Raw genomic sequence first — 22,390 nt, forward strand, 5'->3', positions numbered from 1 at the left:
ACCCCCCCGCCCCCGGCGCGCGGGGGCGGGGGGGGGGCGCGCCCCCCCGCCCCCCCCCCCCCCCCCCCCGCGCCCCGCCCCCCCCCCCCCCCCCCCCCCCCCCCCCCCCCCCCCGCCGGGGAGCGGTTCCTACCGTGGGGGCATGGCTGACTCTGCGCACTCACCACGCTGGCCGGCGTACGCGGTGGCGGTGCTGTTCCTCGCGTACGCCGCCGGCAAGGCCGTCTTCGCCGCGCAGGCCAGACTCGGGTTCCCGGGAGGGCCGCCCGTGTCGGCCGCCGAGACCGAGAACTACTTCCTGGACCCCGCCCTCGGGCAGTGGGCGGCGACGGCGACCGGGGTGCTGGGCGCCTGCGTCGCCCTCGCCACCGTCACGGCGGCGGGACGCCGGGTGCCGAGAACGCTCATGCTGGCGATGCTCACGGTGATGCTGCTGGCGGGCGCGGGCGGCGCCGGTATCATGGTCCTCGACGGGTTCGTCGGGATCGGAGTGGGCTGGCAGTGGTACCACGGAGTCCTCGGCATCGTCACGATCTGGCTGCTCGTGGCGATGACCCGGTCCTACGCGACGGCGACCAGACGTGCCCCGCGCTGACCGCGCCGACCAGGTTGTGCTGGGCGGCGGCGGGGCGAGCCGGACTCGTGACCCGGCCGCCGCCCGCCTGCGCGACCATCAAAACCTCCCGAGGGGACCGGCGGCTTCAGCCGCCGGGGGAATAGGGAGCGGGAGGGCCGTCAAGGCCCGAGCGTGCCCTGACCTGTCGGGTCCGCGCATCAGATGCCTCCGTTCACCACGCACTGGTTGTGCGACGCTGTCATATTGATCGGGTGACTCGTCGGGTGCGCCCCTCCCCTGGCGCGGCGTACGACCTCGGGTGCCACGTGGTGTGGTGTCCGAAGTGCCGCCGCCCGGTGCTTGGCGGGCGGGTGAAGGCCCGCCTGGAGGAGTTGATCCACGCCAAGGCCGACGAGCACGGGTGGCAGATCGTGGCGCTTGAGGTGATGCCCGACCACGTACACCTGCACGTACACCTGTTCGGCAAGCCACACCCGAGGAACTCGCCGTCGCATGTGGCCAACCAGTTCAAGGGCTTCACCTCCCACCACCTGCGTGCCGAGTTCGCGCACCTTCGCTCCCGGTTGCCCGCGCTGTTGCCCACGCTGTGGTCGCGGTCCTGTTTCGTGGCCGCCGTCGGCGCCGTGTCCGCCGGGACGGTGCGGCGTTACATCGACACGCGGGACGAGCGGGCGCCCGAGGCGGGTGGCCGTGCGTAGGTCCTTCAAGTTTCTGATGCGCCCCACCAGCAGGCAGGCCGCCGCCCTGACAGCATGCCTGGACGATCACCGAACCCTGTACAACGCCGCTCTGGAGCACCGGCGCACCGCCTACGCCAGGGCCGGGGTGAGTGTCCGCTACGGCGATCAGTCGGCGGAGTTGAAGCACATCCGCGCCGACGATCGTGAGGGTCAGGGCCGGTGGTCGTTCTCCTCCCAGCAGGCCACGCTGCGCCGCCTGGACAGGGCGTTCCGGGCGTTCTTCGACCGGGTCAAGGCCGGGCGCCCGCCGGGGTTCCCGCGTTTCAAGGGGCGGGGCTGGTTCGACACGGTGCAGTGGCCGAAGGACGGCGACGGCTGCCGGTGGGACTCCCAGCCCGAGCATCCGGCCGCAACGTTCGTGCGCCTTCAGGGCGTCGGACACGTCCGGGTGCACCGGCACCGCCCGGTCAAGGGCCGGGTCAAGACGATCGCCGTCAAGCGCGAGGGCTCGCGCTGGTACGTGGTGCTGTCGTGCGACGACGTGCCCGCCGAGGCCCTGCTCCCCACGGGCGCGGTCGCCGGGATCGACCTGGGTGTCGCCTCGCTGGTCACCACCAGCGACGGCGAGCATCTGGCCAACCCGCGTCACCTCGCCGCGACCGCCGATCGTCTCGCGACGGCGCAGCGCGACCTCGCCCGCAAGAAGCGGGGCTCCAAGCGTCGTCGCAAGGCCGTGGCCCGGGTGGCGGCGCTGCACGCCAAGGTCCGGCGGCAGCGCCTCGACCACGCGCACAAGGCCGCGCTCGCCCTGGTCGGCGACTACGACGTGATCGTGCACGAGGACCTGCGGATCGCGAACATGACCCGTTCGGCGTCCGGCACGATCGACGCGCCCGGCCGCAACGTCGCCGCCAAGGCCGGCCTGAACCGTTCGATTCTCGACGCGGGTTGGGGGGTGTTCCTGACGATCCTCGCGCACAAGGCTGAAAGCGCCGGTCGAGAGCTGATCGCAGTGAACCCCGCCAACACCTCCCGCACCTGCGCCCGCTGCGGGCACTGCGCGAAGGACAACCGCCTCACCCAAGCCGCGTTCGCCTGTACGACGTGCGGGCACACCGCACACGCCGACGTGAACGCGGCGACCAACATCCTCAGGGCAGGGCTTGCCCTTCGCCAGGCTGCCCAAGCGGCTTAGCGAGAAGCCGCTTCCTTCAGGGAGCGGAGGAGTCACCAGGCGACGGAGCCGTAGGACGGCTTGCCCGCCCACTCGTAGGTCACGTAGAGGACGCCGGCCCCCGTGGCGGTGGCCCCGGTGAGCCGCAGCCCGGCCGGCGCGGTGCCGTCGGCGAACAGCCTCTTGCCCCGGCCGAGCACGACGGGGAAGACGAGCAGGCGGTACTCGTCGACCAGCTCGGCCTCCTGCAGCGTCCGCAGCAGGTCGCTGCTGCCCTGGACGAGGATCTCGCCGTCGGTGTCGCGCTTGAGGTCGGCGACCGTCCCCGCGGCCTCGCCCACCAGGACGCGGGTGTTGCGCCATATGTCTTCCTTCTGGTGAGAGGGATCGCGGGGCCCGAGGGCCTCGTCATGTGCTTCAGCCTGCCGGGTCCCGCTTAAGGATTTCTTACGGTCGCCGCCCCGGCGTGGACTTCCTCCGGATCTGGCGTGCCGGGGCCGGGCGGGGCTGTGAGGCGAGGGAGGTGCCGCCGTTGTTCGCGGGCGGGATGGTCCCGCGGGCTACGGGCGGGTCACTGATCAGAAGATTGAGGTGAGTTGCGACCTTTGAGGGTTATGTGATGTCGTGCGGCTCCGGAACCGTACGGCCGGGCGTCGCACGCCGTACCGTCCCCGCACCACCTGCCCGAGGAGAGTTTTCGTGCCGTTCATCGTCGACCTGACCAGCGGGACCGTGGAAGGCGAGTACCGCTCAGCCGAGAGAGGGCACTTCGGCGGGTCGATCCTCGGTCTGCGCCTGATGGCCGAGCGCACCCCCGCCGGGCTGGACCCGTACGACGCGCGGGCGCTGCTCTACATCGCGGCCGGGACGCTCGGCGGCACCGCGGCGCCCGGCCTGGCCAAGGCCGTCTTCCTGGCCAAGTCGCCGCTCACCGGCGTGGCGGGCGAGGCGCACGCCCTCGGGCCGTTCGCCGCGGGGATGCGCGGCGCCGGAGCCGGGGCGCTGGCCGTCGTGGGCCGGGCCGAACGGCTGTCGTACCTGCTCGTCCAGGACGGCGACGTGACCGTCCACGACGCCGAGGACCTGCGCGGCTACGGCGTCGCCGCGGCGACCGACGCGCTGCGCGCCCGCCACGGCGCGCACGCGCACGTCGCGGCCATCGGACCGGCGGGGGAGCGGCTCGTCAGGTACGCGAGCGTGGTGACCGACCTCGCCTTCCCCGCCGCGCGCTACGGCCTCGGCGCGGTCTTCGGCGCCAAGAACCTCAAGGCCGTCGTCTGCGTCGGCGGCGCCCCCGCCGAGGTCGCCGACCCGGCCGCCGTGGCGGCGCTGACCGCCCACTACCGCCGGTCCCTCGCCACGAACCCGCTCGCCGCGCTCCAGCACGGCGAGCCCGGGTTCGCCGGGTGGACCGGCGAGCCGCCCGCCCCCGGCTACACCTCCGTGCGCAACTTCTCCGTGCCCGGCGAGCACGGCCTGCGGGTCCCCGCCGTCGCCGACTACGCCGGGCGGGCGGTCGCCACCACCGGCGGCTGTCCCGGCTGCCCGAACGACTGCCTCAAGGTGTACGCCCCGCACGACACCCCCGAACGCCGGACCGGCGGGCTCGGGCAGGAGGCGTTCCTGTCGCTCGGCTGGAACCTCGGCATCGACGACCTCGACACCGTCCTGACCGCCAACGCCCTCTGCAACGACCTCGGCCTCGACCCGGTCTCCCTCGGCGGCACGCTGGCCTTCGCCATGGAGTGCGCCGAGCGCGGGCTGCTGCCCGGCGGGCCCGCCTTCGGCGACGCCGGCTCGCTGCCGCGCCTGATCAGGGCCATCGCGCGGCGCGGCGGCACCCTGGGCGACCTGCTCGCCGAAGGCTCCGCGCGGGCCGCCCGGTGGCTCGGGCCCGCGACGGTCCCGTACGCCATGACGGTCAAGGGCGCGGAGCTGCCCTGCTTCGACCCGCGCGTCCAGCCGGGGATCGGTCTCGGGTACGCCGTCGCGCCCGGCGGGCCCCGGTACGACGCGCTGGAACACGATCTCGACTTCGACCCCGAGGCGGGGCTCGCCTACAGCTTCCCGGAGGCCGGCCGCGTCGGCGCCGAGCCGGCGCCGGCGGGCGAGCTGGACAAGGAGCGCGGCGTCCGCAGCGCCCGCCTGCTGCGGCTGTGGAGCGGGCTCGACGCGCTCAACCTGTGCGTGTTCGCCTCCTCGCCGACCCGGCCGCTCACGATCGACCACCTGACCGCGCTGGTGACCGCCGTCCTGGGCGAGGAGTTCACGCTGGACGACCTGCTGGCGGCGGGACAGCGGCGGCTCGACGAGCTGCGCGCGTACGCCGAGCGGGAGGGCGGCGGCCCCGACGAGCTGCCGGACCGCCTGCACGACGAGCCGGTCACGGCGGGACCGCACGCGGGCGCCGTCCTCGACCGCACCGCCTTCGCCGAAGCCCGCGCGGCCTTCCGCGCCGAACTCGGCTGGCGCGACCAGGGCACGGCGCCGACCCGCCCCGCCGCCCCCTGACGTGCTCGGCTGTGCGAAGCTCAATCGTTCGATCATGTGAGGAGGCGGGATGTCCGTCGTCGACGCCCACCAGCATTTCTGGAACCTGGAGACGGGCTCCTACCCCTGGCTGACGCCGGAGCTCGGCCCCATCCACCGCACGTTCGAGCCCGACGAGCTGATCCCGCAGCTCGCGGCGGCCGGGGTGGACCGCACCGTCCTGGTGCAGTCGATGGACTCCTACGCCGACACGGACGCGATGCTGGCGCAGGCCGACGCGTACGACTTCATCGGCGCGGTGGTCGGCTGGGTGCCGCTGCACCGCCCCGACGAGGCCGCCGAGGCGCTCGCCCGCTACCGCGCGCACCCCGCTTTCGCCGGGATCCGGCACCTCGTCCACGACGAGCCCGACCCCGACTGGCTGCTCCAGGACGCCGTGATCGAGGGCCTCGGCCTGCTCGCCGACGCCGGCCTGCCGTTCGACGTGGTGGCGGTGCTGCCCCGGCACCTGGAGCACGTCCCGGTGCTGGCCGAGCGGGTGCCCGGCCTGCGCATGGTGATCGACCACCTGGCCAAGCCGCCGATCGCGGCCAAGGGCTGGGAGCCGTGGGCGTCGTTGATCGCCAGGGCGGCCGAGTGCCCGCAGGTGTACGCCAAGGTGTCGGGCCTGAACACGGCGGCCGACCCGCTCACGTGGAGCGCCGCCGACCTGCGGCCGTACGTGGAGCACGCGCTGGAGGTGTTCGGCCCCGACCGGCTGATGTTCGGCAGCGACTGGCCGGTCGCCCTGCTCGCCGGCGACTACGCCCAGGTGTGGCGGGAGACCGGGGCGCTGCTGTCGGAGCTGTCCGGTGCCGACCGCGCCGCCGTGCTCGGCGGCACCGCCGCCCGCTTCTACGGCCTGGCCGAAACCAGGTGACCAGGGCCCCCGAACCTGCCGGGACGGGGGCCGTCCGCCTCACCGGGTGAGTCAGTCGGTGCCGAACTCCATCGCGGCGTGGTCGAGCAGCTCGTCGTCGGCCGGAGCCTCGCCACTGGAGGCGATCGCCTCGGCGCCGCCCTCCGGCATCGCGCCGATCAGCTTGGTCGGGGCCGCCGGGACGGCGCCGATCAGGGTCTGGTGCGAGCTGCCGACCATGCCGATGCCCGCGTACTGCTCCAGCTTGGCGCGCGTGTCGGCGATGTCGAGGTTGCGCATGGTGAGCTGGCCGATGCGGTCGACGGGGCCGAAGGCGGAGTCCTCGGTCCGTTCCATGGACAGCTTGTCCGGGTGGTAGCTGAACGCCGGTCCGGAGGTGTCGAGGACGGAGTAGTCCTCGCCGCGCCGCAGGCGCAGCGTCACCTCGCCGGTGACCGCGGTGCCGACCCAGCGCTGCAGCGACTCGCGCAGCATCAGCGACTGCGGGTCAAGCCAGCGGCCCTCGTACAGCAGCCGGCCCAGCTTGCGTCCCTCGGTGTGGTAGCTGGCGAGGGTGTCCTCGTTGTGGATCGCGTTGACCAGCCGCTCGTACGCGGCGTGCAGCAGGGCCATGCCGGGCGCCTCGTAGATGCCACGGCTCTTGGCCTCGATGATCCGGTTCTCGATCTGGTCGGACATGCCGATGCCGTGGCGCCCGCCGATGGCGTTGACCTCCAGCACCAGGTCCACGGCGGAGGCGAACTCCTTGCCGTTGACGGTCACCGGGCGGCCCTGCTCGAAGCCGATCGTGACGTCCTCGGGAGCGATCTCGACGGACGGGTCCCAGAAGCGGACACCCATGATCGGCTCGACGATCTCGATGCCGGTGTCGAGGTGTTCGAGCGACTTGGCCTCGTGGGTGGCGCCCCAGATGTTGGCGTCGGTGGAGTAGGCCTTCTCGGTGCTGTCCCGGTAGGGCAGGTCGCGGGCGAGCAGCCATTCCGACATCTCGCGCCGGCCGCCGAGCTCGGCGACGAAATCGGCGTCGAGCCACGGCTTGTAGATGCGCAGGGACGGGTTGGCGAGCAGGCCGTAGCGGTAGAACCGCTCGATGTCGTTGCCCTTGAAGGTGGAGCCGTCGCCCCAGATCTGCACGTCGTCCTCGAGCATGGCGCGCACCAGCAGGGTGCCCGTCACGGCGCGGCCGAGCGGGGTGGTGTTGAAGTAGGTGCGGCCACCGGAGCGGATGTGGAAGGCGCCGCAGGCCAGGGCCGCGAGTCCTTCCTCGACGAGGGCGGCGCGGCAGTCGACCAGCCGGGCGACCTCGGCGCCGTACGCGGTGGCACGGCCGGGCACCGAGGCGATGTCGGGCTCGTCGTACTGGCCGATGTCAGCGGTGTAGGTGCACGGCACCGCACCTTTCTCGCGCATCCACGCGACCGCAACAGAGGTGTCGAGGCCGCCGGAGAAGGCGATGCCGACACGTTCGCCGACAGGCAGGGAGGTGAGTACCTTGGACACGAGTAGAAGTATATACACACCAATGCATGCCCATGCAACGTCGGCTCGCGGCCTCGTCGCCCCGCCCGAGGTCGCCGGCGCCGGTCAGCGGCCCAGCTCGTCGAGCAGGGAGAACGACGGGTCGCCCGCGCTCATCCGGTCGAACGCCCGCCGCATCGAGGCGGCGTCGTTCAGGTGCGGGAACGGCTCACCGGCGGGAACCGCCACGCCGAGGAACGCGCACAGCGGCCCCCACCCCTCGCGCACGTCGAACACGAGCAGCCGCTCCGCCGGCACGCTGTCGCGCACCGCCGCCACGTGCCGCTCGAACGCCGCCACCGCCTGCTCCTCGTCCGCCAGGCCGGTCCCGAACCGCCAGCCGGGGCCGAAGTGCGAGCCGCCCATGAGATCGAGGACGGGCCGCATCCGGTCCATCGCCGTGAGCGCCCGCCGGACCGGCTCGGGCAACTCGGCGGCCGGGTCCGGCCGGGGCCCGCCGGACGTCAGCATCCGCATGCTCGGGTACCAGGCGCGCGGATCGCGCACGGTGAGCACCACCTTCGCCTCGGGGTAGGCGCCGGCCAGCTCGCGCCAGAAATGCGCGGCGGGCCAGTCCTGCGTGGCCCGGTAGCCGCCGTCGAACACCCGGTCCCAGTCCTCGCGCGTCCGGACCTGCCCGGCCGCCGCCGCCACCCACCGGTCGACGTGCTCGGGATGGGTCATGACCTCGGCCATGTGATAGCAGGGGGCGAAGCCCAGCCGCTCCAGGGCCACCTTCATCGACGTCGTCCCGGTCCGCGGCAGGCCCGCCCCGATGACCTCCACCATGTCCACGCTCCCGTCGTCGCGCGCGCCGCCCGCGCAGCCGCGATGGAGATGTCCCCGGGGAAGGCTCGCCGTACCCGTCCAGGGTGGCCGGTGACCCGCCGGGCCCGCCCGCCGATCTACAACGTGAGGGCGCCCGGGTTGGCCGCCGTTCCCTCCGTGCTCAGCAGGACGACCACCGGAGCCGGGCCGAGGTCCAGGCTCGCCCGGCGCTTGTCGTCGCCGAGCGCCGCCCGGGCGCCGGCGAGCGAGGCGGCGCCGCAGGGGCCCGCCGAGACGCCCAGCGCGGCGAGGTCACCGGCCGCCCGGGCGCTGTCGGCGTCGGTCACCGCCACGGCGGCGTCCAGCCCGTCACGCAGGTACGGCCACGCGAGGGTGGACGGCGTGCCGCAGTTCAGGCCGGCCATGGTCGTCTCGCCGGTGGCAACGCTCACCGGCTCGCCCCGGGTGAGGCTGTGCAGCACGCAGGGCGCGGCGTGGGGTTCGACCGACAGCAGCGCCGGCCCCGGCCCGGCCGGCCGGCTACGGTAGTGGGTGATCACGGCCTGGGCGAGCGAGCCGACGCCCACCGGCACGGCCACCAGATCGGGCCCGGCGACCCCGGCGGCGGCGAGCTGGTCGTCGATCTCGGCGAGCAAGGTCGAGTAGCCCTCGACGATCCAGCCGGGAATCGTCTCGTAGCCCGGCCAGGCGGTGTCCTGGACGAGGACCGCGTCGGGGGCGGCGGCCGCCTCGGCCGCGCGGCGCACGGCCTCGTCGTACGGCCCCGCGACGCGGGTCACCTCGGCCTGCTCCGCGGCGATGGCCGCCACGGCCCGCCGGTGCACCCCGCGCGGGACGAAGACGTGGGCCCGCAAGTCCATCAGCCGGGCCACGCGGGCCACCGCACGGCCGTGGTTGCCGTCGGTGGCGGTCACCAGGGTGAGCGGCCCGGCCGGTGCCCCGGCGTCCGCCGCCGCCCGCTCGGCGAGGACGCGGTGCACCGCCCACGACGCTCCCAGCGCCTTGAACGCGGGCAGTCCGAGCCGGGACGACTCGTCCTTGACGAACACCCGCCCGGCGTGCAGCTCGGCGGCGAGCGTGGGCAGCTCGATCAGCGGCGTCGGGGCGTAGCCGGGCAGCGCGGCGTGGAAGCCCCGCACCTCGGCGGGCGCGGGGGCGCACCGCAGGGCCGGGGAGGCGGGCCGGGCGTACCACGACGGCGTGGGCGGCGACGAAGTCAATGCACTCTCCTTGGTCTCACGATCCAGTCTCCACCGAAACAGCCGCCGTCCGCGCCACACCGGTAAGCGCCCGGACTGGATCACGCCTTGGCCACAAATCATCGACGCTCTAGGCCGAAGGCGTTTTCCCCTTCACAGTGACGGCGAATCTGTCGTCACACGGAGGTATGCGTGAAACGCGTCGCCGTCGTCGCCGTCACCGCCCTGGCCGTCGCCACCCTGGTCGCTCCCGCCCAGGCCCGGCAGCCGGACAAGGTCGCGGAATCCCAGGCAGAGTACGTCGTCCTCTACAAGGAGGGCGCCACCGGCGCCCGGCAGGCCGTCGAGGCCGCGGGCGGAACGATCGTCAAGGAGAACACCGCCGTCGGCGTCGCCACGGTCACCACCACGAACGCCGGGTTCGCCGCCGCGGCCCGGAGCAGCTCCGCCATCGAGGGAGTGGTGCACAACCGCCCCATCGGCAGCGTGCCCGACTCCGCGCGCGCCTCCGCCGCGGTCCGCAAGGCGATCGAGGCCAGGGCCGTGGAGAAGGAGGGCCACGGCGCCAGAGCGAGCGGCGAGCGCGGCACCCCAGGCAGGGGAGCCGAGCCGCTGGCCGAGCTCCAGTGGGACATGAAGCAGATCCGCGCGACCGCGGACGGGGCGCACCGCTACCAGCAGGGCCGCAAGGACGTGCTCGTCGGCGTCCTCGACACCGGGGTGGACGGCTCGCACCCCGACATCGCGCCGAACTTCAACGCCGCGCTGAGCCGCAACTTCACCCTCGACATCCCGGTCGACGCCAACGGCGCCGAGGTCGACGGGCCGTGCGAGGCCGAGCCCGACCGCTCGTGCGAGGACCCCGCCGACGTCGACGAGAACGACCACGGCACGCACGTGGCCTCCTCCATCGCCTCCCCGGTCAACCGGCTCGGCGTCGCCGGCGTCGCCCCCAAGGTGTCCATCGTGAACCTGCGCGCCGGCCAGGACTCGGGCTACTTCTTCCTCCAGCCCAGCGTGGACGCCCTCACCTACGCCGGCGACCACGGCATCGACGTGGTGAACATGAGCTACTACATCGACCCGTGGCTGTTCAACTGCACCGACAACCCGGCCGACTCCGCCGCCGACCGGGCCGAGCAGGCCACCGTCATCAAGGCCGCCCAGCGCGCCCTGGACTACGCGCACCGGCGCGGCGTGACCCTGGTGGCCGCCGCCGGCAACCAGGCCGCCGACTACACCAAGACCTACACCGACACCGGCAGCCCGAACTTCGCCAGCGTGCCCGGCGAGGCCCCGTACGAGCGGACCATCCCGCCGAGCTGCGTGTCCATGCCGGCCGAGGCCGAGAACGTGATCAGCGTCTCGTCGCTGGGCGTCAGCAAGCGCAAGTCGTACTTCTCCAGCTACGGCAACGGGTTCGTGGACGTCTCGGCCCCCGGCGGCGACGTCTACGACACCCCGGACAACACCCGCGACGTCACCAAGGCGACGCTCTCGGCCTACCCCGAGTCGCTGGCCAGGGCGCGCGGCGAGCTGAACGCCGACGGCACGCCCAACGTCGACTACGTGGTCCGCGACTGCAACGGCTCCGTCTGCGGCTACTACCAGTACCTGCAGGGAACCTCGATGGCCGCCCCGCGCGCCGCGGGCGTGGCCGCGCTGATCGTCAGCAGGTTCGGGCAGCACGACCGGCGGCACGGCGGCAGGACCCTCGCCCCCGCCGTCGTGGAGGCGGCGCTCAAGGCGAGCGCCACCAGGACCTCCTGCCCCGACCCGCGGGCGTTCACCTACACCAGGCACCTGCCCAACGGGACCACCGTGACCGCCACGCACGTCTGTGAGGGCAGCCGGCTCCGCAACGGCTTCTACGGCTTCGGCACCGTCGACGCCCTGCGCGCCGTCCGCTGACCGCCCGGCCGCCCGCGGCTCACCGGCTTCTCACCCGGGCGAGCCGCGGGCTGCCCGGCGCGTCCCGCGCCGGGCAGCCGCCGGGCCCGCTCGGCGGTCGCGATCCCCACGTGCACCGAGTCCAACGCCATCTCCCCGTGAACTCCTGGCGGGCCTGGCGGCGATACAGAGGTGTGCGTACATGGATGAGTTGGATCGCCGTCGTCCCGTTCGCCGGGTGGGCCCTGGTGCGGCTGAGCGGCTTCGAGCCGGACTGGCCGTGGGTGCCGGTGGTGGCGTACACGCCGTACGCGGCGGCCGGGGCGGTGGCCGGCGCGGCGCTGGCGTGGGTGCTGAGACGGCGGGCGGCGGGGGTGGTGGGGATCGTCGCCGCGCTGGCATTGGCGAGCGCCGTCGTGCCCCGGGCCTTCGCCGACGGCAACCCGGCCGCGGACGGGCCGGTGTTGCGGGTCCTGGCGGTCAACCTGATGGTGGGCCGGGCGGACACCGACCGGCTCATGGCCCTGGTCGGCCAGATGCGGCCGGACGTGCTGGCGCTGCAGGAACTCACCCCGGACGCCCTGCGGCGGCTGGAGCGGGCGGGCGTGCGTGCGAGGTTGCCGCACGCCGTCACGCGGCCGTTGCCGGGGGTCGGCGGGTCCGCCGTGTACGCGAGGCATCCGCTCACGGCCGGAGAGACGATCAAGATAGGCGCGTTCGGGCAGGCGAGGGCATGGCTGGCGCATCCCGGCGGGGACCGGGTGGAGATCGTCTCGGTGCACCCGTGCGCGCCCAGGCGCACCGGCCGGCAGCCGTGCTGGCAGGGCGGCCTCGACGCGCTGCCACGGGGCCACGAGCAGTTGCGCCTGCTGGCGGGGGACTTCAACGCCACGCTCGACCACCTGCCGATGCGTGAGCTGCTCGCCTCCGGGTATCGGGACGCGGCCGACGTGATGGGACGCGGGTTCACGGCGACGTGGCCGCAGGCGCTGGGCCGTACGTGGCGACTGCCCGGCGTGACGATCGACCACGTGCTGGTGGACTCGCGGATGGCGGTGCGTGACTTCCGCGTGCTGGAGCTGCGGCACACCGACCACCGGCCGGTCTTCGCCGAGGTACGGCTCCCGTGACCCACCGCGACCCGGCGCGGCAGAGGCCGTCGTCGCGCACCAGGCCGGCCAGGCGGCCCACCGCGGCAAGCGCGGTTGCCGGAGGACCGCCTGGCCGGCCCGCGTCAGCGCGTCGGCGTCACGCGCCTCGGGGGCGGCGCGTCACCAGGCGCGGGTGCGACCGACCCACACGTTGCGGGCGCGGAAATAGGTGTTGCCGCTGGGGCCGGGCTGCTGAGCCCAGTCGGCGTCGCCGGGCTCGCCGGAGGCGTAGGAACCCATCTGCAGGTTGATGATGAGCCGCTGCGGGACGCCGGCCCAGCCGACCCCCCGATGGGTCGCCTTCCACACCCCGTCGAAGTAGTAGTCGAGCATGACGTCGTCGCCCTCCTTGTACATCCAGACGCGGTACTTGTGCCAGGCGTCCGGGTTCGCCACCTCGACGCGTTCCCGCTCGACGACCTCACCCCCGTTCGCGTCCTTGCTCCAGGTGTTGAAGAGGTTCGTGGAGTCCCCGACATACTCCAGGATGTCGGTCTCCGGCGGCCAGGCCGGCCAGGTGCCGGTGGTCCAGAAGGCAGGCCAGATGCCCCGGCCGGTCTGCGTGCGGAACTCGCCCTCGATGTCGTACTCGGGGAACTGGTCGTTGACGAGGATCTGCTCCTTGGCGTGGACGGCGCCCGAGCGGTACCACAGCGGAGCGTTCGGCGCGTGCGGGCTGTTCCCGTCCGGCGCGGCCAGCCGGGTCGCCGTCAGGGTCAGCACGCCCTGGCTGACGGAGACCTGGCCGGCGCGCATCCTGGCGGCGCCGTTGTGGGTGTCGGCGTCGCCTTCCCAGGGATAGAGGTAGTTCCACTCCTGGGTGAAGGCCGACAGGCTGTTGAAGGAGGACTTCTCGATGAGGTTCTCCCACGTGGCTCCGGCGCGGCGGGTGCGGTTGCCGGCCGGGGGCGTGGCGTGCGCCGCTGAGGGGGCGAGCGAGAGCCCCAACGAGAGGCCACCGACGGTTGCCGCCGCCGAGGTCAGCAGCCGGCGCCGGTTGAGCCCTTGTTCGGACATGCGTGTTCCTTTCCTCCCCTGAGCCTGGACCGTGGCGGCCGGTGCCCTGGCGTGTGTCGGCTTTGCCGCGAACTGTCCTCGTCCGGGGGGATGATCATGGTTTGGCGGGATCAGTATGGCACCGGCTCCGCGGCCCGACACGAGAGATCGTCAAGTTCCCGCCCGGCGACCGGGACCGCGATCCGGACGCCGTGGGCCCGAGCCGACGGCCGATCCATATCACCGCGATAGGGGTCAGATGACTTGTCCCCGGGCGGCGCCGTAGCGCCTACCGTGACAGCACCCCCACTGTCCGAGGAGACACGATGCCCACCCCCCTCCGTTTCGCGCTGTCTCTCGTGCTCACCGCCGCCTTCCTGCTGGCCACCTCGCCGGCGCAGGCGGCGTCCCTGGTCCAGGTCCTCCGGTACGACGCCGGCAGGTCGGCCGAGTTCCGCGGCGCGGTCGACCAGGCCGCGCAGATCTGGAACTCCAGCGTCACGAACGTCCGCCTCGTCGCCGGCACCCCCGCCCACTTCGTCGTCGTCGCCGACAACGGCTGGCCCCGCGCCCTGCCCACCAGCCTCGGCCGGGGCACCATCTGGATGGGCAGGCAGGCCACCTCCCAGGGCTACCACCCGGTGCGCATCGCCGCCCACGAGATCGGCCACATCCTGGGACTGCCCGACCGGCGCACCGGCCGCTGCTCCGACCTGATGTCCGGCTCCAGCGCCCCGGTGAGCTGCGCGAACGCGTACCCGAGCGCGGCCGAGCGGGCCGAGGTGGACCGCAACTTCGCCGGTGGCACCCCGCTGGTCGAGTTCGGCGAGCTGCACGTGGACCGCTGACAGCGGGACACGCGGCCCGCGCCCCTAGGGGGGGTGCGGGCCGTCGCCCGCCCTGGGGCCTCGACCTCGCCGTGTCGAGAGCCGCGCCGCCTTCGCGCCGTTCGCGCCCTTTGAAGATCGAGTTCGGATACGCTGCCGGGCGTGCGGCGACTGATCCCACCCAGGGGCGTCCGGCTCCTGCTCGCGGCCGCGGTCACGGCGGCGGTGATCGTCGTGATCGTCCGTGCCCGCAGCGCCACGGCCCGCTCCGCCCCTACCCCCGCCCCCGCACCCGGGCCCGCTGTCGCGCCGCCGTGGCCGCCCGCCCCGATCCTGGGCACCCCCACCGCGGAGGACCTCAGCCGTTACGCGGCCAGGCCGTCCGTCCTCGACCGCCCCGGCGTCAGGGCGTTCCTGGAAGGCGGCCCCAAGCGGCAGCCGCTGGACGAGGCCGCCCGGCGTCGCCTGACCCGCTGGGGCGCCGCCGGTCTCGCGCTGTGCCTGCTCGCCGCCGGCACGCACGTCCTCGAAACCATGGTCTACACCCGGGGGCCGGTCGCCGAGCCGAGCTACACCCTGCACCTGTACCGGCACCAGGACGACCTCACGCACGAGAGGGCGACGCGGAGCGCGCCCCCCGTCCCCGTCGTCGACGCCGACTGCCGCCCCGAACCGCGTGAGCCGCGCGTGCGGCCCCTCCACCCGAAGATCGTCCGGGCGGTCGACCGGCAGTGGCGACGCATCGAGACCTGGCTGAGGGCCCACGCCCCCCGCAGCCACCGCACGCTCGGCGCGCCCGCCAGACCCGAGACCATCGCGGCGGCGGAGGCGCAGATGGGGGTGCGGTTCCCCGACGACCTGCGCGCCTCACTTCTGCGGCACGAGGGGAACACCGCCGTACCGGGCACCGTGGGGTTCGGCTTCCTGGGCACCACGAGCGCGAGCGTGCGGGAGATCCGCGACACGTGGCGGATGCTGTGCGGGATCGACGGCGGGGACCACACCGACGGGCCGGACATCGACCCGCGATCGGACTGGTGGGACGGCCGCATGCTCCCCGTCGGCGCCAACGGGATGGGCGACCACCTCGTGGTCGACTCGGTACGGCGGGACGTCGGCCAGACCGACCACGAGGGCACCATGAGCTTCACGCCCGGCGGTGCCCGGATCCGCTCCTACCACGCGCTGTTGAAGGCCACCGCCGACGCCCTGGAGACGGGCGGCTCCCTCGGCTACTGGAAACCCACGGTCGTCGCCGGCCGGCTCGACTGGCAGGTGCAGTGAACCACCGGGGGCGCGGGTCAGCCCTCGCGCGGGCGTCGCGGACTCCGGGTGACAAGGTGGAGGAACCCGCCGACGGGGACGGCCTGCCCGGGCAGGGTGGTACGGACGACGGCACGGGCGTGTCGTCGGACGCCGGGCGGGTTCTACCATGGGCAAGATCGGTCGAACCGAGGCCCGGACCGGTCACCACGGCCACCCACCCGACATGAGGAACGATGCCGAGCATCAAAGAGGTCGCCCGGCTCGCCGGCGTCTCCGTCGGCACGGTGAGCAACGTGCTCAACCGGCCCGAGTCGGTCGCGCCCGACACCCGGCGGCGCGTGCAGGCCGCGGTCGCGGAGCTCGGCTACGTGCGCAACGCCTCGGCGCGCCAGCTACGGGCCGGTCGCAGCCAGACCGTCGCCGTGGTCGCGCTCGACCTGGCCAACCCGTTCTTCATCGACGTGCTGCGCGGCATCGAGAGCGCCGCGCACGACGCCGACCTCACCGTGATGGTGTTCAACAGCGACAAGAAGCCCGCGCACGAGGCCCGGCTGTTGCAGATGATCGAAGAGCAACGGCCGGTGGGGGTGCTCATCACCCCGGTCGGAGACGAGGGCTGGCGCGACCGGCTCGACCGGCTCACCTCGCGCGGCATTCCGGCCGTGCTGTTCGACAGCTCCGCCGCGCACACCTACGGCTGCTCGGTGACGAGCGACGACGTCGTCGGCGGGCGCCTGGCCGGCCGGCACCTGCGCGAACGGGGGCACCGGCACATCGCCTTCGCCGGTGGCCCGTTCACCGTACGCCAGGTGGCGGACCGGCGCACCGGCCTGGCCGCCGCGCTCACGCCGGACGACAGGCTGACGGTCCTGCCCCTGCCCGACCTCACCGTCGCCACCGGGCGGACGGCGGGTGAGGAGCTCGCCCGGCTGCCCGCCGCCGACCGGCCCACCGCGGTCTTCTGCGCCAACGACCTGGTCGCCCTCGGCGTCCTGCAGGAGCTGACCCGGCACGGCCTGAGCGTTCCCGGCGACGTGGCGATCCTGGGCTATGACGACATCGACTTCGCGGCGGCGGCCGCGGTGCCGCTGTCCTCCGTTCGCCAGCCACGCCGCGAACTCGGCCGCACCGCCGCCCAGCTCCTCATCGAGGAGGCCGACCAGCCCGACCACCACGAACACCGCCAGATCATCTTCCAGCCGGACCTCGTGGCGCGTCCCTCCACGGGAGGACCCGGCCCGGACGGGCCGGCGGCCCGCGATTTTTGATCGGTTCCCACAATTGGAGCCGCCAAGCGTGCGCGGACTGCGACATGGCGCCGTCGGCCGGAAGACGGAAGGGTGAACACTGCCGGGGGACCGCCGTCTCCCGGCACGCACATCATTGGTCTACAGGAGGGCTCGGTCGGGTGTTCAGTCGTGTCGCCATCGTCAACCGTGGGGAGGCCGCAATGCGGCTCATCCACGCCGTACGGGACATCGCCGCCGAGACCGGGACACGGATCGAGACCGTCGCCCTGCACACCGACGTCGACCGCGCGGCCGCCTTCGTCCGCGAGGCGGACCTGTCCTACGACCTCGGCCCCGCGTCCGCACGCCCCTACCTCGACCTGAAGGCGCTGAAGCGCGCGCTGGTGGAGAGCGGGGCCGACGCAGCGTGGGTCGGCTGGGGCTTCGTCGCGGAGGACCCGGCGTTCGCGGAGCTGTGCGAGGAGATCGGGGTCACCTTCGTCGGGCCGAGCGCGGAGGCCATGCGCAAGCTCGGCGACAAGATCGGCGCCAAGCTGATCGCCGAGGAGGTCGGCGTGCCCGTCGCGCCGTGGAGCCGCGGCGCGGTCGAGACCCTGGACGCAGCCCTGGCGGCGGCGGCCGACATCGGCTACCCGCTGATGCTGAAGGCCACCGCGGGCGGCGGCGGGCGCGGCATCCGCGTGGTCACGAACGAGACCGAGCTCGCCGACGCCTACGAGCGCACCAGCCAGGAGGCCGCGCGGGCGTTCGGCAGCGGCGTCGTGTTCCTGGAACGCCTGGTCACCGGCGCCCGGCACGTCGAGGTCCAGGTGATCGCCGACGGTCAGGGCACCGCGTGGGCGCTCGGCGTCCGCGACTGCTCGGTGCAGCGGCGCAACCAGAAGGTCATCGAGGAGTCGGCGTCGCCGGTGCTCAGCCCCGCGCAGGCGGCCGAGCTGAAGGCGTCGGCCGAACGGCTGGCCGTCGCGGTCGGCTACCGCGGGGCGGCGACCGTCGAGTTCCTCTACCACCCCGGCGCCCAGCTGTTCGCGTTCCTCGAGGTCAACACCCGCCTGCAGGTCGAGCACCCGATCACCGAGGTCACCACCGGGTTCGACCTGGTCAAGGCGCAGCTATGGGTCGCGTCCGGCGGCCGGCTCGAAGGCGCGCCGCCGGCCGAACGCGGGCACGCCGTCGAGGCCCGGCTGAACGCCGAAGACCCTGACCGCGACTTCGCGCCCGCCCCGGGCCGCATCGCGCGGCTGGACCTGCCGGCCGGGCCGGGCATCCGCGTGGACACCGGCGTCAGCGAGGGCGACACCATCCCCGCCGACTTCGACTCGATGATCGCGAAGATCATCGCCTACGGCCGCGACCGTGACGAGGCGCTCGGCAGGCTGCGGCGGGCGATGGCGCAGACCACCGTGATCATCGAGGGTGGCGCGACGAACAAGAGCTTCGTGCTCGACCTGCTCGACCAGCCCGAGGTGATCGACGCCACCGCCGACACCGGCTGGATCGACCGCGTCCGCGGCGAGGGCAGGCTCGTCTCGCACCGGCACTCCGCCGTCGCGCTGGCGGCCGCCGCCATCGAGGCGTACGAGGAGGAGGAACGCGCCGAGCGGCAGCGGCTGCTGTCGACGGCGTTCGGCGGGCGCCCGCAGGTGCAGCACAAGAGCGGCCGTCCGCTGGACCTCAAGCTGCGTGGCGTCGGCTACCGCGTGCGGGTCGCCCGGGTCGGCGCGCACCGGTTCCGCGTCGGCATCGAAGCCGGCGACGACGTCCGCACCGCCGACGTCGAGCTCGACCGCTTCGACCGGCACACCGGGCAGGTCACCGTCAACGGCACCCGCTACCGTCTGCTCACCGGCACGCACGGGCCGATCCACCTGGTCGAGGTGGACGGCGTGACGCATCGGGTCAGCCGCGACGAGGGCGGCGTCGTCCGTTCGCCGGCGCCCGCGCTGGTGGTCGCCACGCCGTTGGCGGTCGGCGCCGAGGTCGAGGCCGGCGCACCGGTGCTGGTGCTGGAGAGCATGAAGATGGAGACGGTGCTGCGGGCGCCGTTCAAGGCACGGCTGAAGGAATGCGTCGTCTCCGTGGGCAGCCAGGTGGAGACCGGTGCGCCGCTGCTGCGGCTGGAGCCGCTCGCCGACGACGACGCCGGAGCCGAGCCCGCCTCGGCCGCCGGGGCCGTCGAGCTGGACCTGCCCGCCGCGCCGAGCGAGCTTCCGGCGCGGCAGCGCGCCAGGCGCGGCCAGGAGGATCTGCGCAGCCTGCTGCTGGGCTTCGACGTCGACCCGCACGACGAACGCCGGGTGCTCGACGACTACCTCACCGCGCGCGGGGCGGCCGCCGCCGACGGCCACCGGCCGCTGACCGAGGAACTCGCACTCGTGGGCGTGTTCGCCGACCTCGCCGAGCTGAGCCGCAACCGGCCTGCGAACGAGGACGGCGCCGACGGCGCCGAAGGAGGCGCCGGCCACGTGCCGAGCGCCCGCGAGTACTTCCACACCTACCTGCAGAGCCTCGACGTCGAGCGGGCCGGGCTACCGGAGGCGTTCCAGGCCAAGCTCGCCAGAGCGCTGCGGCACTACGGCGTCACCGGGCTGGAGCCGTCGCCCGAGCTGGAAGCCGCGGTGTTCCGCATCTTCCTCGCCCAGCAGCGCGCGTCCGCCGACGCCGCGGTCGTCACGGCGTTGCTGCGCGCCTGGCTGCGGGAGTCGCCGCCGGACGAGACGCTGCGCGAGCCCGCCGGTCTCGCGCTGGAGCGGCTGGTGGCCGCCACGCAGGTGCGCTTCCCCGTGATCTCCGACCTGGCGCGCGGGGTGGTGTTCGCCTGGTTCGGCCAGCCGCTGCTGCGCCGCAACCGCGCCCGCGTCTACGCCGCCGTCCGCAGGCATCTGCGCCACCTGGACGCGCACCCGGACGCGCCGGACCGCGCCGAGCGCATCGCCGAGATGGTGCGCAGCACCGAGCCGCTGGTGCGGCTGCTCGGCCAGCGGCTCAACCGCGACGACCTGGACAACGCGGTCATGCTGGAAGTGCTGACCCGGCGCTACTACGGCAACAAGGCTCTCACCGGCGTCCGCACCAGGGTCGTCGCGGGCTGCACGTTCGTGGTCGCCGAACGGGCGGGCTCGTGCGTGGTCTCCGCCGCGGTGGGCTTCGAGGCGCTGGGCGGCGCGCTGCGCGGGCTCGCCGAGCTGGCGGGCGGCGAGGACGCCGTCGACGCCGACATCTATCTCGCCTGGGAGAACCAGCCCGACGACTCCGACGCGATGGCGGCCGCGCTGCACGAGGCCGTCAGCGCCCACCCGCTGCCCGGCCAGGTCCGCCGGCTCACCGCCACCGTCGCGGGCAGCGGCGGCGCGGTGATGCACCACCACTTCACCTTCCGCCCGACGGCCACCGGGATGAGCGAGGAGCGGCTGATCCGCGGCCTGCACCCGTACATCGCGCAGCGGATGCAACTGGAGCGGCTGAGCAAGTTCGACCTGACCCGGCTGCCGTCGTCGGACGAGGAGGTCTACCTGTTCCAGTGCGTGGCGCGGGACAACCCGTCGGACGACCGCCTCGTCGCGTTCGCGCAGGTGCGCGACCTGACCGAGCTGCGCGAGCACGACGGCAGACTGGTCGCGCTGCCGACGGCCGAGGACACCATCGCCTCCTGCCTCGACTCGATCCGCCGCGCGCAGTCACGGCGGCCGTCGAACAAGCGCTTCAACACCAACCGGATCGTGATCTACGTCTGGCCGCCGAGCGAGCTGACCCGCGCGGAGATCGAGATGATCGCCGGGCGGGTGCGGCCGACGACCGCGGGCGCCGGGCTGGAGGAGATCCTGTTCATCGCGCGCCAGCGCGACAGGACGACCGGCGAGCTGACCAAGATGGCCGTGCGGATCTCCTTCGACGCCACCGGGGGAGCCGAGCTGACCATCGGCGAGCCGTCGGACGAGCCGGTCGAGCCGATCGACGACTACCGGCTGAAGGTGCTGCGCGCGAGCAGCCGCAACACGGTCTACCCGTACGAGCTGACCGGCCTGCTCGGCGACTTCGTCGAGCACGACCTCGACGACGGCCACGCGCTGGTGCCGGTCGACCGGCCGAAGGGCCGCAACACCGCGGCGATCGTCGCGGGCGTGGTCACCACGCCGACCCCGCGACACCCGCAGGGCGTCACCAGGGTCGTGCTGCTCGGCGACCCGACGAAGTCGCTCGGCGCCCTGTCGGAACCGGAGTGCCGTCGCGTGATCGCCGCGCTGGACCTCGCCGAGCGGATGCGCGTGCCGCTGGAGTGGTACGCGCTGTCGGCCGGCGCCCGGATCTCCATGGAGTCGGGCACGGAGAACATGGACTGGGTGGCCGCGGCGCTCAAGCGGATCGTGGAGTTCACCCAGGACGGCGGCGAGATCAACATCGTGGTCGCGGGCATCAACGTCGGCGCGCAGCCGTACTGGAACGCCGAGGCGACGATGCTCATGCACACCAAGGGCATCCTGGTGATGACGCCCGACTCGGCGATGGTGCTCACCGGCAAACAGTCGCTCGACTTCTCCGGCGGCGTGTCGGCCGAGGACAACTTCGGCATCGGCGGCTACGACCGGGTGATGGGCCCGAACGGGCAGGCCCAGTACTGGGCGCCCAACCTGGCCGCCGCGCGGGACGTGCTGATGTCGTACTACGACCACACGTACATCGCGCCGGGCGAGCAGGCGCCGCGGCGGGCGCGGACGGCCGACCCCGTCGACCGCGACATCTCCGGCTTCCCGCACGCCCTGGCGGGCAGCGAGTTCACCACCGTCGGCGAGATCTTCTCCGCCGAGGCCAACCCGGACCGCAAGAAGCCGTTCGACATCCGGACCGTGATGCGGGCGCTGTCCGACCAGGACCACCCCGTGCTGGAACGCTGGGCGGGCATGGCCGACGCGGAGACCGCGGTGGTGCAGGACGTGCATCTCGGCGGCATGCCGGTGTGCCTGCTCGGCATCGAGTCACGGTCGGTGCCGCGGCGCGGGTTCCCGCCCACCGACGGCCCGGACACCTACACCGCGGGCACGCTGTTCCCGCGGTCGTCGAAGAAGGCCGCACGGGCGATCAACGCCGCCAGCGGCAACCGGCCGCTGGTGGTGCTGGCCAACCTGTCGGGCTTCGACGGCTCGCCGGAGTCGATGCGGAAGCTGCAACTGGAGTACGGCGCCGAGATCGGCCGGGCGATCGTGAACTTCCGCGGGCCCATCGTGTTCTGCGTCATCTCGCGCTACCACGGCGGCGCGTTCGTGGTGTTCTCCAAGGCGCTGAACCCGAACATGACCGTCCTCGCGGTGGAAGGCTCGTTCGCCTCCGTGCTCGGCGGCGCCCCCGCGGCCGCGGTGGTGTTCTCCGGCGAGGTCAACGCCCGCACCGCGGCCGACCCGCGGGTGCGCGACCTGGAGGGCCGCGTCGCGGCCGCCTCCGGCGCCGACCGGGCGGCGTTGACCGCGGAACTCGACGAGCTGCGCGCGACGGTCCGCGCGGAGAAGCTCGGCGAGGTGGCCGCGGAGTTCGACCGGGTGCACGACATCCGGCGCGCGGTCGCGGTCGGTTCCGTCGACGCCGTCATCCGTGCCGCGGAGCTGCGCCCGCGGATCATCGAGGCGATCGAGGCGCGCCTGCGCTGATCAGGTCTCGACGCCCGCCGGGCGA

At 73.6% G+C, this 22,390-nt stretch carries 16 protein-coding genes; 11 read left to right on the forward strand and 5 right to left on the reverse strand.

The window, feature by feature from the left end:
- The first annotated feature begins 142 nt into the window (after positions 1-142).
- From ACGF0J_RS06890 to ACGF0J_RS06900, 3 genes are all read left to right on the forward strand, one after another.
- Positions 143-595 (forward strand): hypothetical protein, encoded by a 453-nt coding sequence (locus ACGF0J_RS06890; protein ID WP_393142735.1) that lies wholly within the window; start codon positions 143-145, stop codon positions 593-595.
- 233 nt (positions 596-828) lie between these two features.
- A complete protein-coding gene (gene tnpA, locus ACGF0J_RS06895) occupies positions 829-1,275 on the forward strand; it encodes an IS200/IS605 family transposase (RefSeq protein WP_393142737.1) in 447 nt (148 codons plus the stop codon).
- Positions 1,268-2,452 (forward strand): RNA-guided endonuclease InsQ/TnpB family protein, encoded by a 1,185-nt coding sequence (locus ACGF0J_RS06900; protein ID WP_393142739.1) that lies wholly within the window; start codon positions 1,268-1,270, stop codon positions 2,450-2,452. Before tnpA ends, ACGF0J_RS06900 begins: the two co-directional genes overlap by 8 nt.
- A 32-nt stretch (positions 2,453-2,484) precedes the next feature.
- On the opposite strand, the gene ACGF0J_RS06905 is transcribed toward ACGF0J_RS06900, so the two are convergent.
- Complete coding sequence (locus tag ACGF0J_RS06905) at positions 2,485-2,772, reverse strand: dihydrofolate reductase family protein (protein WP_393142741.1); 288 nt, start codon at positions 2,770-2,772, stop codon at positions 2,485-2,487.
- A gap of 358 nt (positions 2,773-3,130) precedes the next feature.
- Here ACGF0J_RS06905 and ACGF0J_RS06910 point away from each other — a divergent pair, with 358 nt between their 5' ends.
- Together ACGF0J_RS06910 and ACGF0J_RS06915 are read left to right on the forward strand one after the other, a co-directional pair.
- The gene (locus tag ACGF0J_RS06910) at positions 3,131-4,942 is read left to right on the forward strand and encodes an aldehyde ferredoxin oxidoreductase C-terminal domain-containing protein (protein WP_393142743.1); all 1,812 of its coding nucleotides are present in this window, start codon (positions 3,131-3,133) and stop codon (positions 4,940-4,942) included.
- A gap of 49 nt (positions 4,943-4,991) precedes the next feature.
- Positions 4,992-5,840, forward strand: a complete 849-nt coding sequence (locus tag ACGF0J_RS06915) for an amidohydrolase family protein (RefSeq protein ID WP_393142745.1) — start codon at positions 4,992-4,994, stop codon at positions 5,838-5,840.
- A gap of 51 nt (positions 5,841-5,891) precedes the next feature.
- Here the strand turns inward: ACGF0J_RS06915 and argG are convergent, their stop codons facing one another.
- The 3 genes from argG to ACGF0J_RS06930 all read right to left on the reverse strand — a co-directional run bounded on the left by argG (position 5,892) and on the right by ACGF0J_RS06930 (position 9,367).
- The gene (gene argG, locus ACGF0J_RS06920; RefSeq protein ID WP_393142747.1) at positions 5,892-7,340 is read right to left on the reverse strand and encodes an argininosuccinate synthase; all 1,449 of its coding nucleotides are present in this window, start codon (positions 7,338-7,340) and stop codon (positions 5,892-5,894) included.
- An 84-nt stretch (positions 7,341-7,424) separates the two neighbouring features.
- Entirely contained in the window at positions 7,425-8,147 is a 723-nt protein-coding gene (locus ACGF0J_RS06925) for a sulfotransferase family protein (RefSeq protein WP_393142749.1), read from the reverse strand.
- A gap of 116 nt (positions 8,148-8,263) precedes the next feature.
- A complete protein-coding gene (locus ACGF0J_RS06930; RefSeq protein WP_393142751.1) occupies positions 8,264-9,367 on the reverse strand; it encodes a diaminopropionate ammonia-lyase in 1,104 nt (367 codons plus the stop codon).
- 171 nt (positions 9,368-9,538) lie between these two features.
- On the opposite strand from ACGF0J_RS06930, the gene ACGF0J_RS06935 reads away from it, so the two are divergent.
- Together ACGF0J_RS06935 and ACGF0J_RS06940 are read left to right on the forward strand one after the other, a co-directional pair.
- Complete coding sequence (locus tag ACGF0J_RS06935; RefSeq protein WP_393142753.1) at positions 9,539-11,257, forward strand: S8 family serine peptidase; 1,719 nt, start codon at positions 9,539-9,541, stop codon at positions 11,255-11,257.
- 185 nt (positions 11,258-11,442) lie between these two features.
- Complete coding sequence (locus tag ACGF0J_RS06940; protein WP_393142755.1) at positions 11,443-12,366, forward strand: endonuclease/exonuclease/phosphatase family protein; 924 nt, start codon at positions 11,443-11,445, stop codon at positions 12,364-12,366.
- 141 nt (positions 12,367-12,507) lie between these two features.
- On the opposite strand, the gene ACGF0J_RS06945 is transcribed toward ACGF0J_RS06940, so the two are convergent.
- Complete coding sequence (locus ACGF0J_RS06945; protein WP_393142757.1) at positions 12,508-13,404, reverse strand: family 16 glycosylhydrolase; 897 nt, start codon at positions 13,402-13,404, stop codon at positions 12,508-12,510.
- Between the two features lie 305 nt (positions 13,405-13,709).
- On the opposite strand from ACGF0J_RS06945, the gene ACGF0J_RS06950 reads away from it, so the two are divergent.
- From ACGF0J_RS06950 to ACGF0J_RS06965, 4 genes are all read left to right on the forward strand, one after another.
- Positions 13,710-14,231 (forward strand): snapalysin family zinc-dependent metalloprotease, encoded by a 522-nt coding sequence (locus tag ACGF0J_RS06950; protein ID WP_393142759.1) that lies wholly within the window; start codon positions 13,710-13,712, stop codon positions 14,229-14,231.
- A 141-nt stretch (positions 14,232-14,372) separates the two neighbouring features.
- Positions 14,373-15,494 carry an SMI1/KNR4 family protein gene (locus ACGF0J_RS06955; protein ID WP_393142761.1) on the forward strand — a complete coding sequence of 374 codons (1,122 nt, stop codon included), beginning with the start codon at positions 14,373-14,375 and terminating at the stop codon, positions 15,492-15,494.
- Positions 15,495-15,709: 215 nt separating this feature from the next.
- On the forward strand, positions 15,710-16,744 hold the full coding sequence (locus ACGF0J_RS06960; protein ID WP_393142763.1) for a LacI family DNA-binding transcriptional regulator: 1,035 nt from the start codon (positions 15,710-15,712) through the stop codon (positions 16,742-16,744).
- 140 nt (positions 16,745-16,884) lie between these two features.
- A complete protein-coding gene (locus ACGF0J_RS06965; protein WP_393142765.1) occupies positions 16,885-22,365 on the forward strand; it encodes a carboxyl transferase domain-containing protein in 5,481 nt (1,826 codons plus the stop codon).
- Positions 22,366-22,390 lie beyond the last annotated feature (25 nt).

The organism is Nonomuraea sp. NPDC047897, assembly GCF_043204415.1.
Taxonomy (GTDB): domain Bacteria; phylum Actinomycetota; class Actinomycetes; order Streptosporangiales; family Streptosporangiaceae; genus Nonomuraea.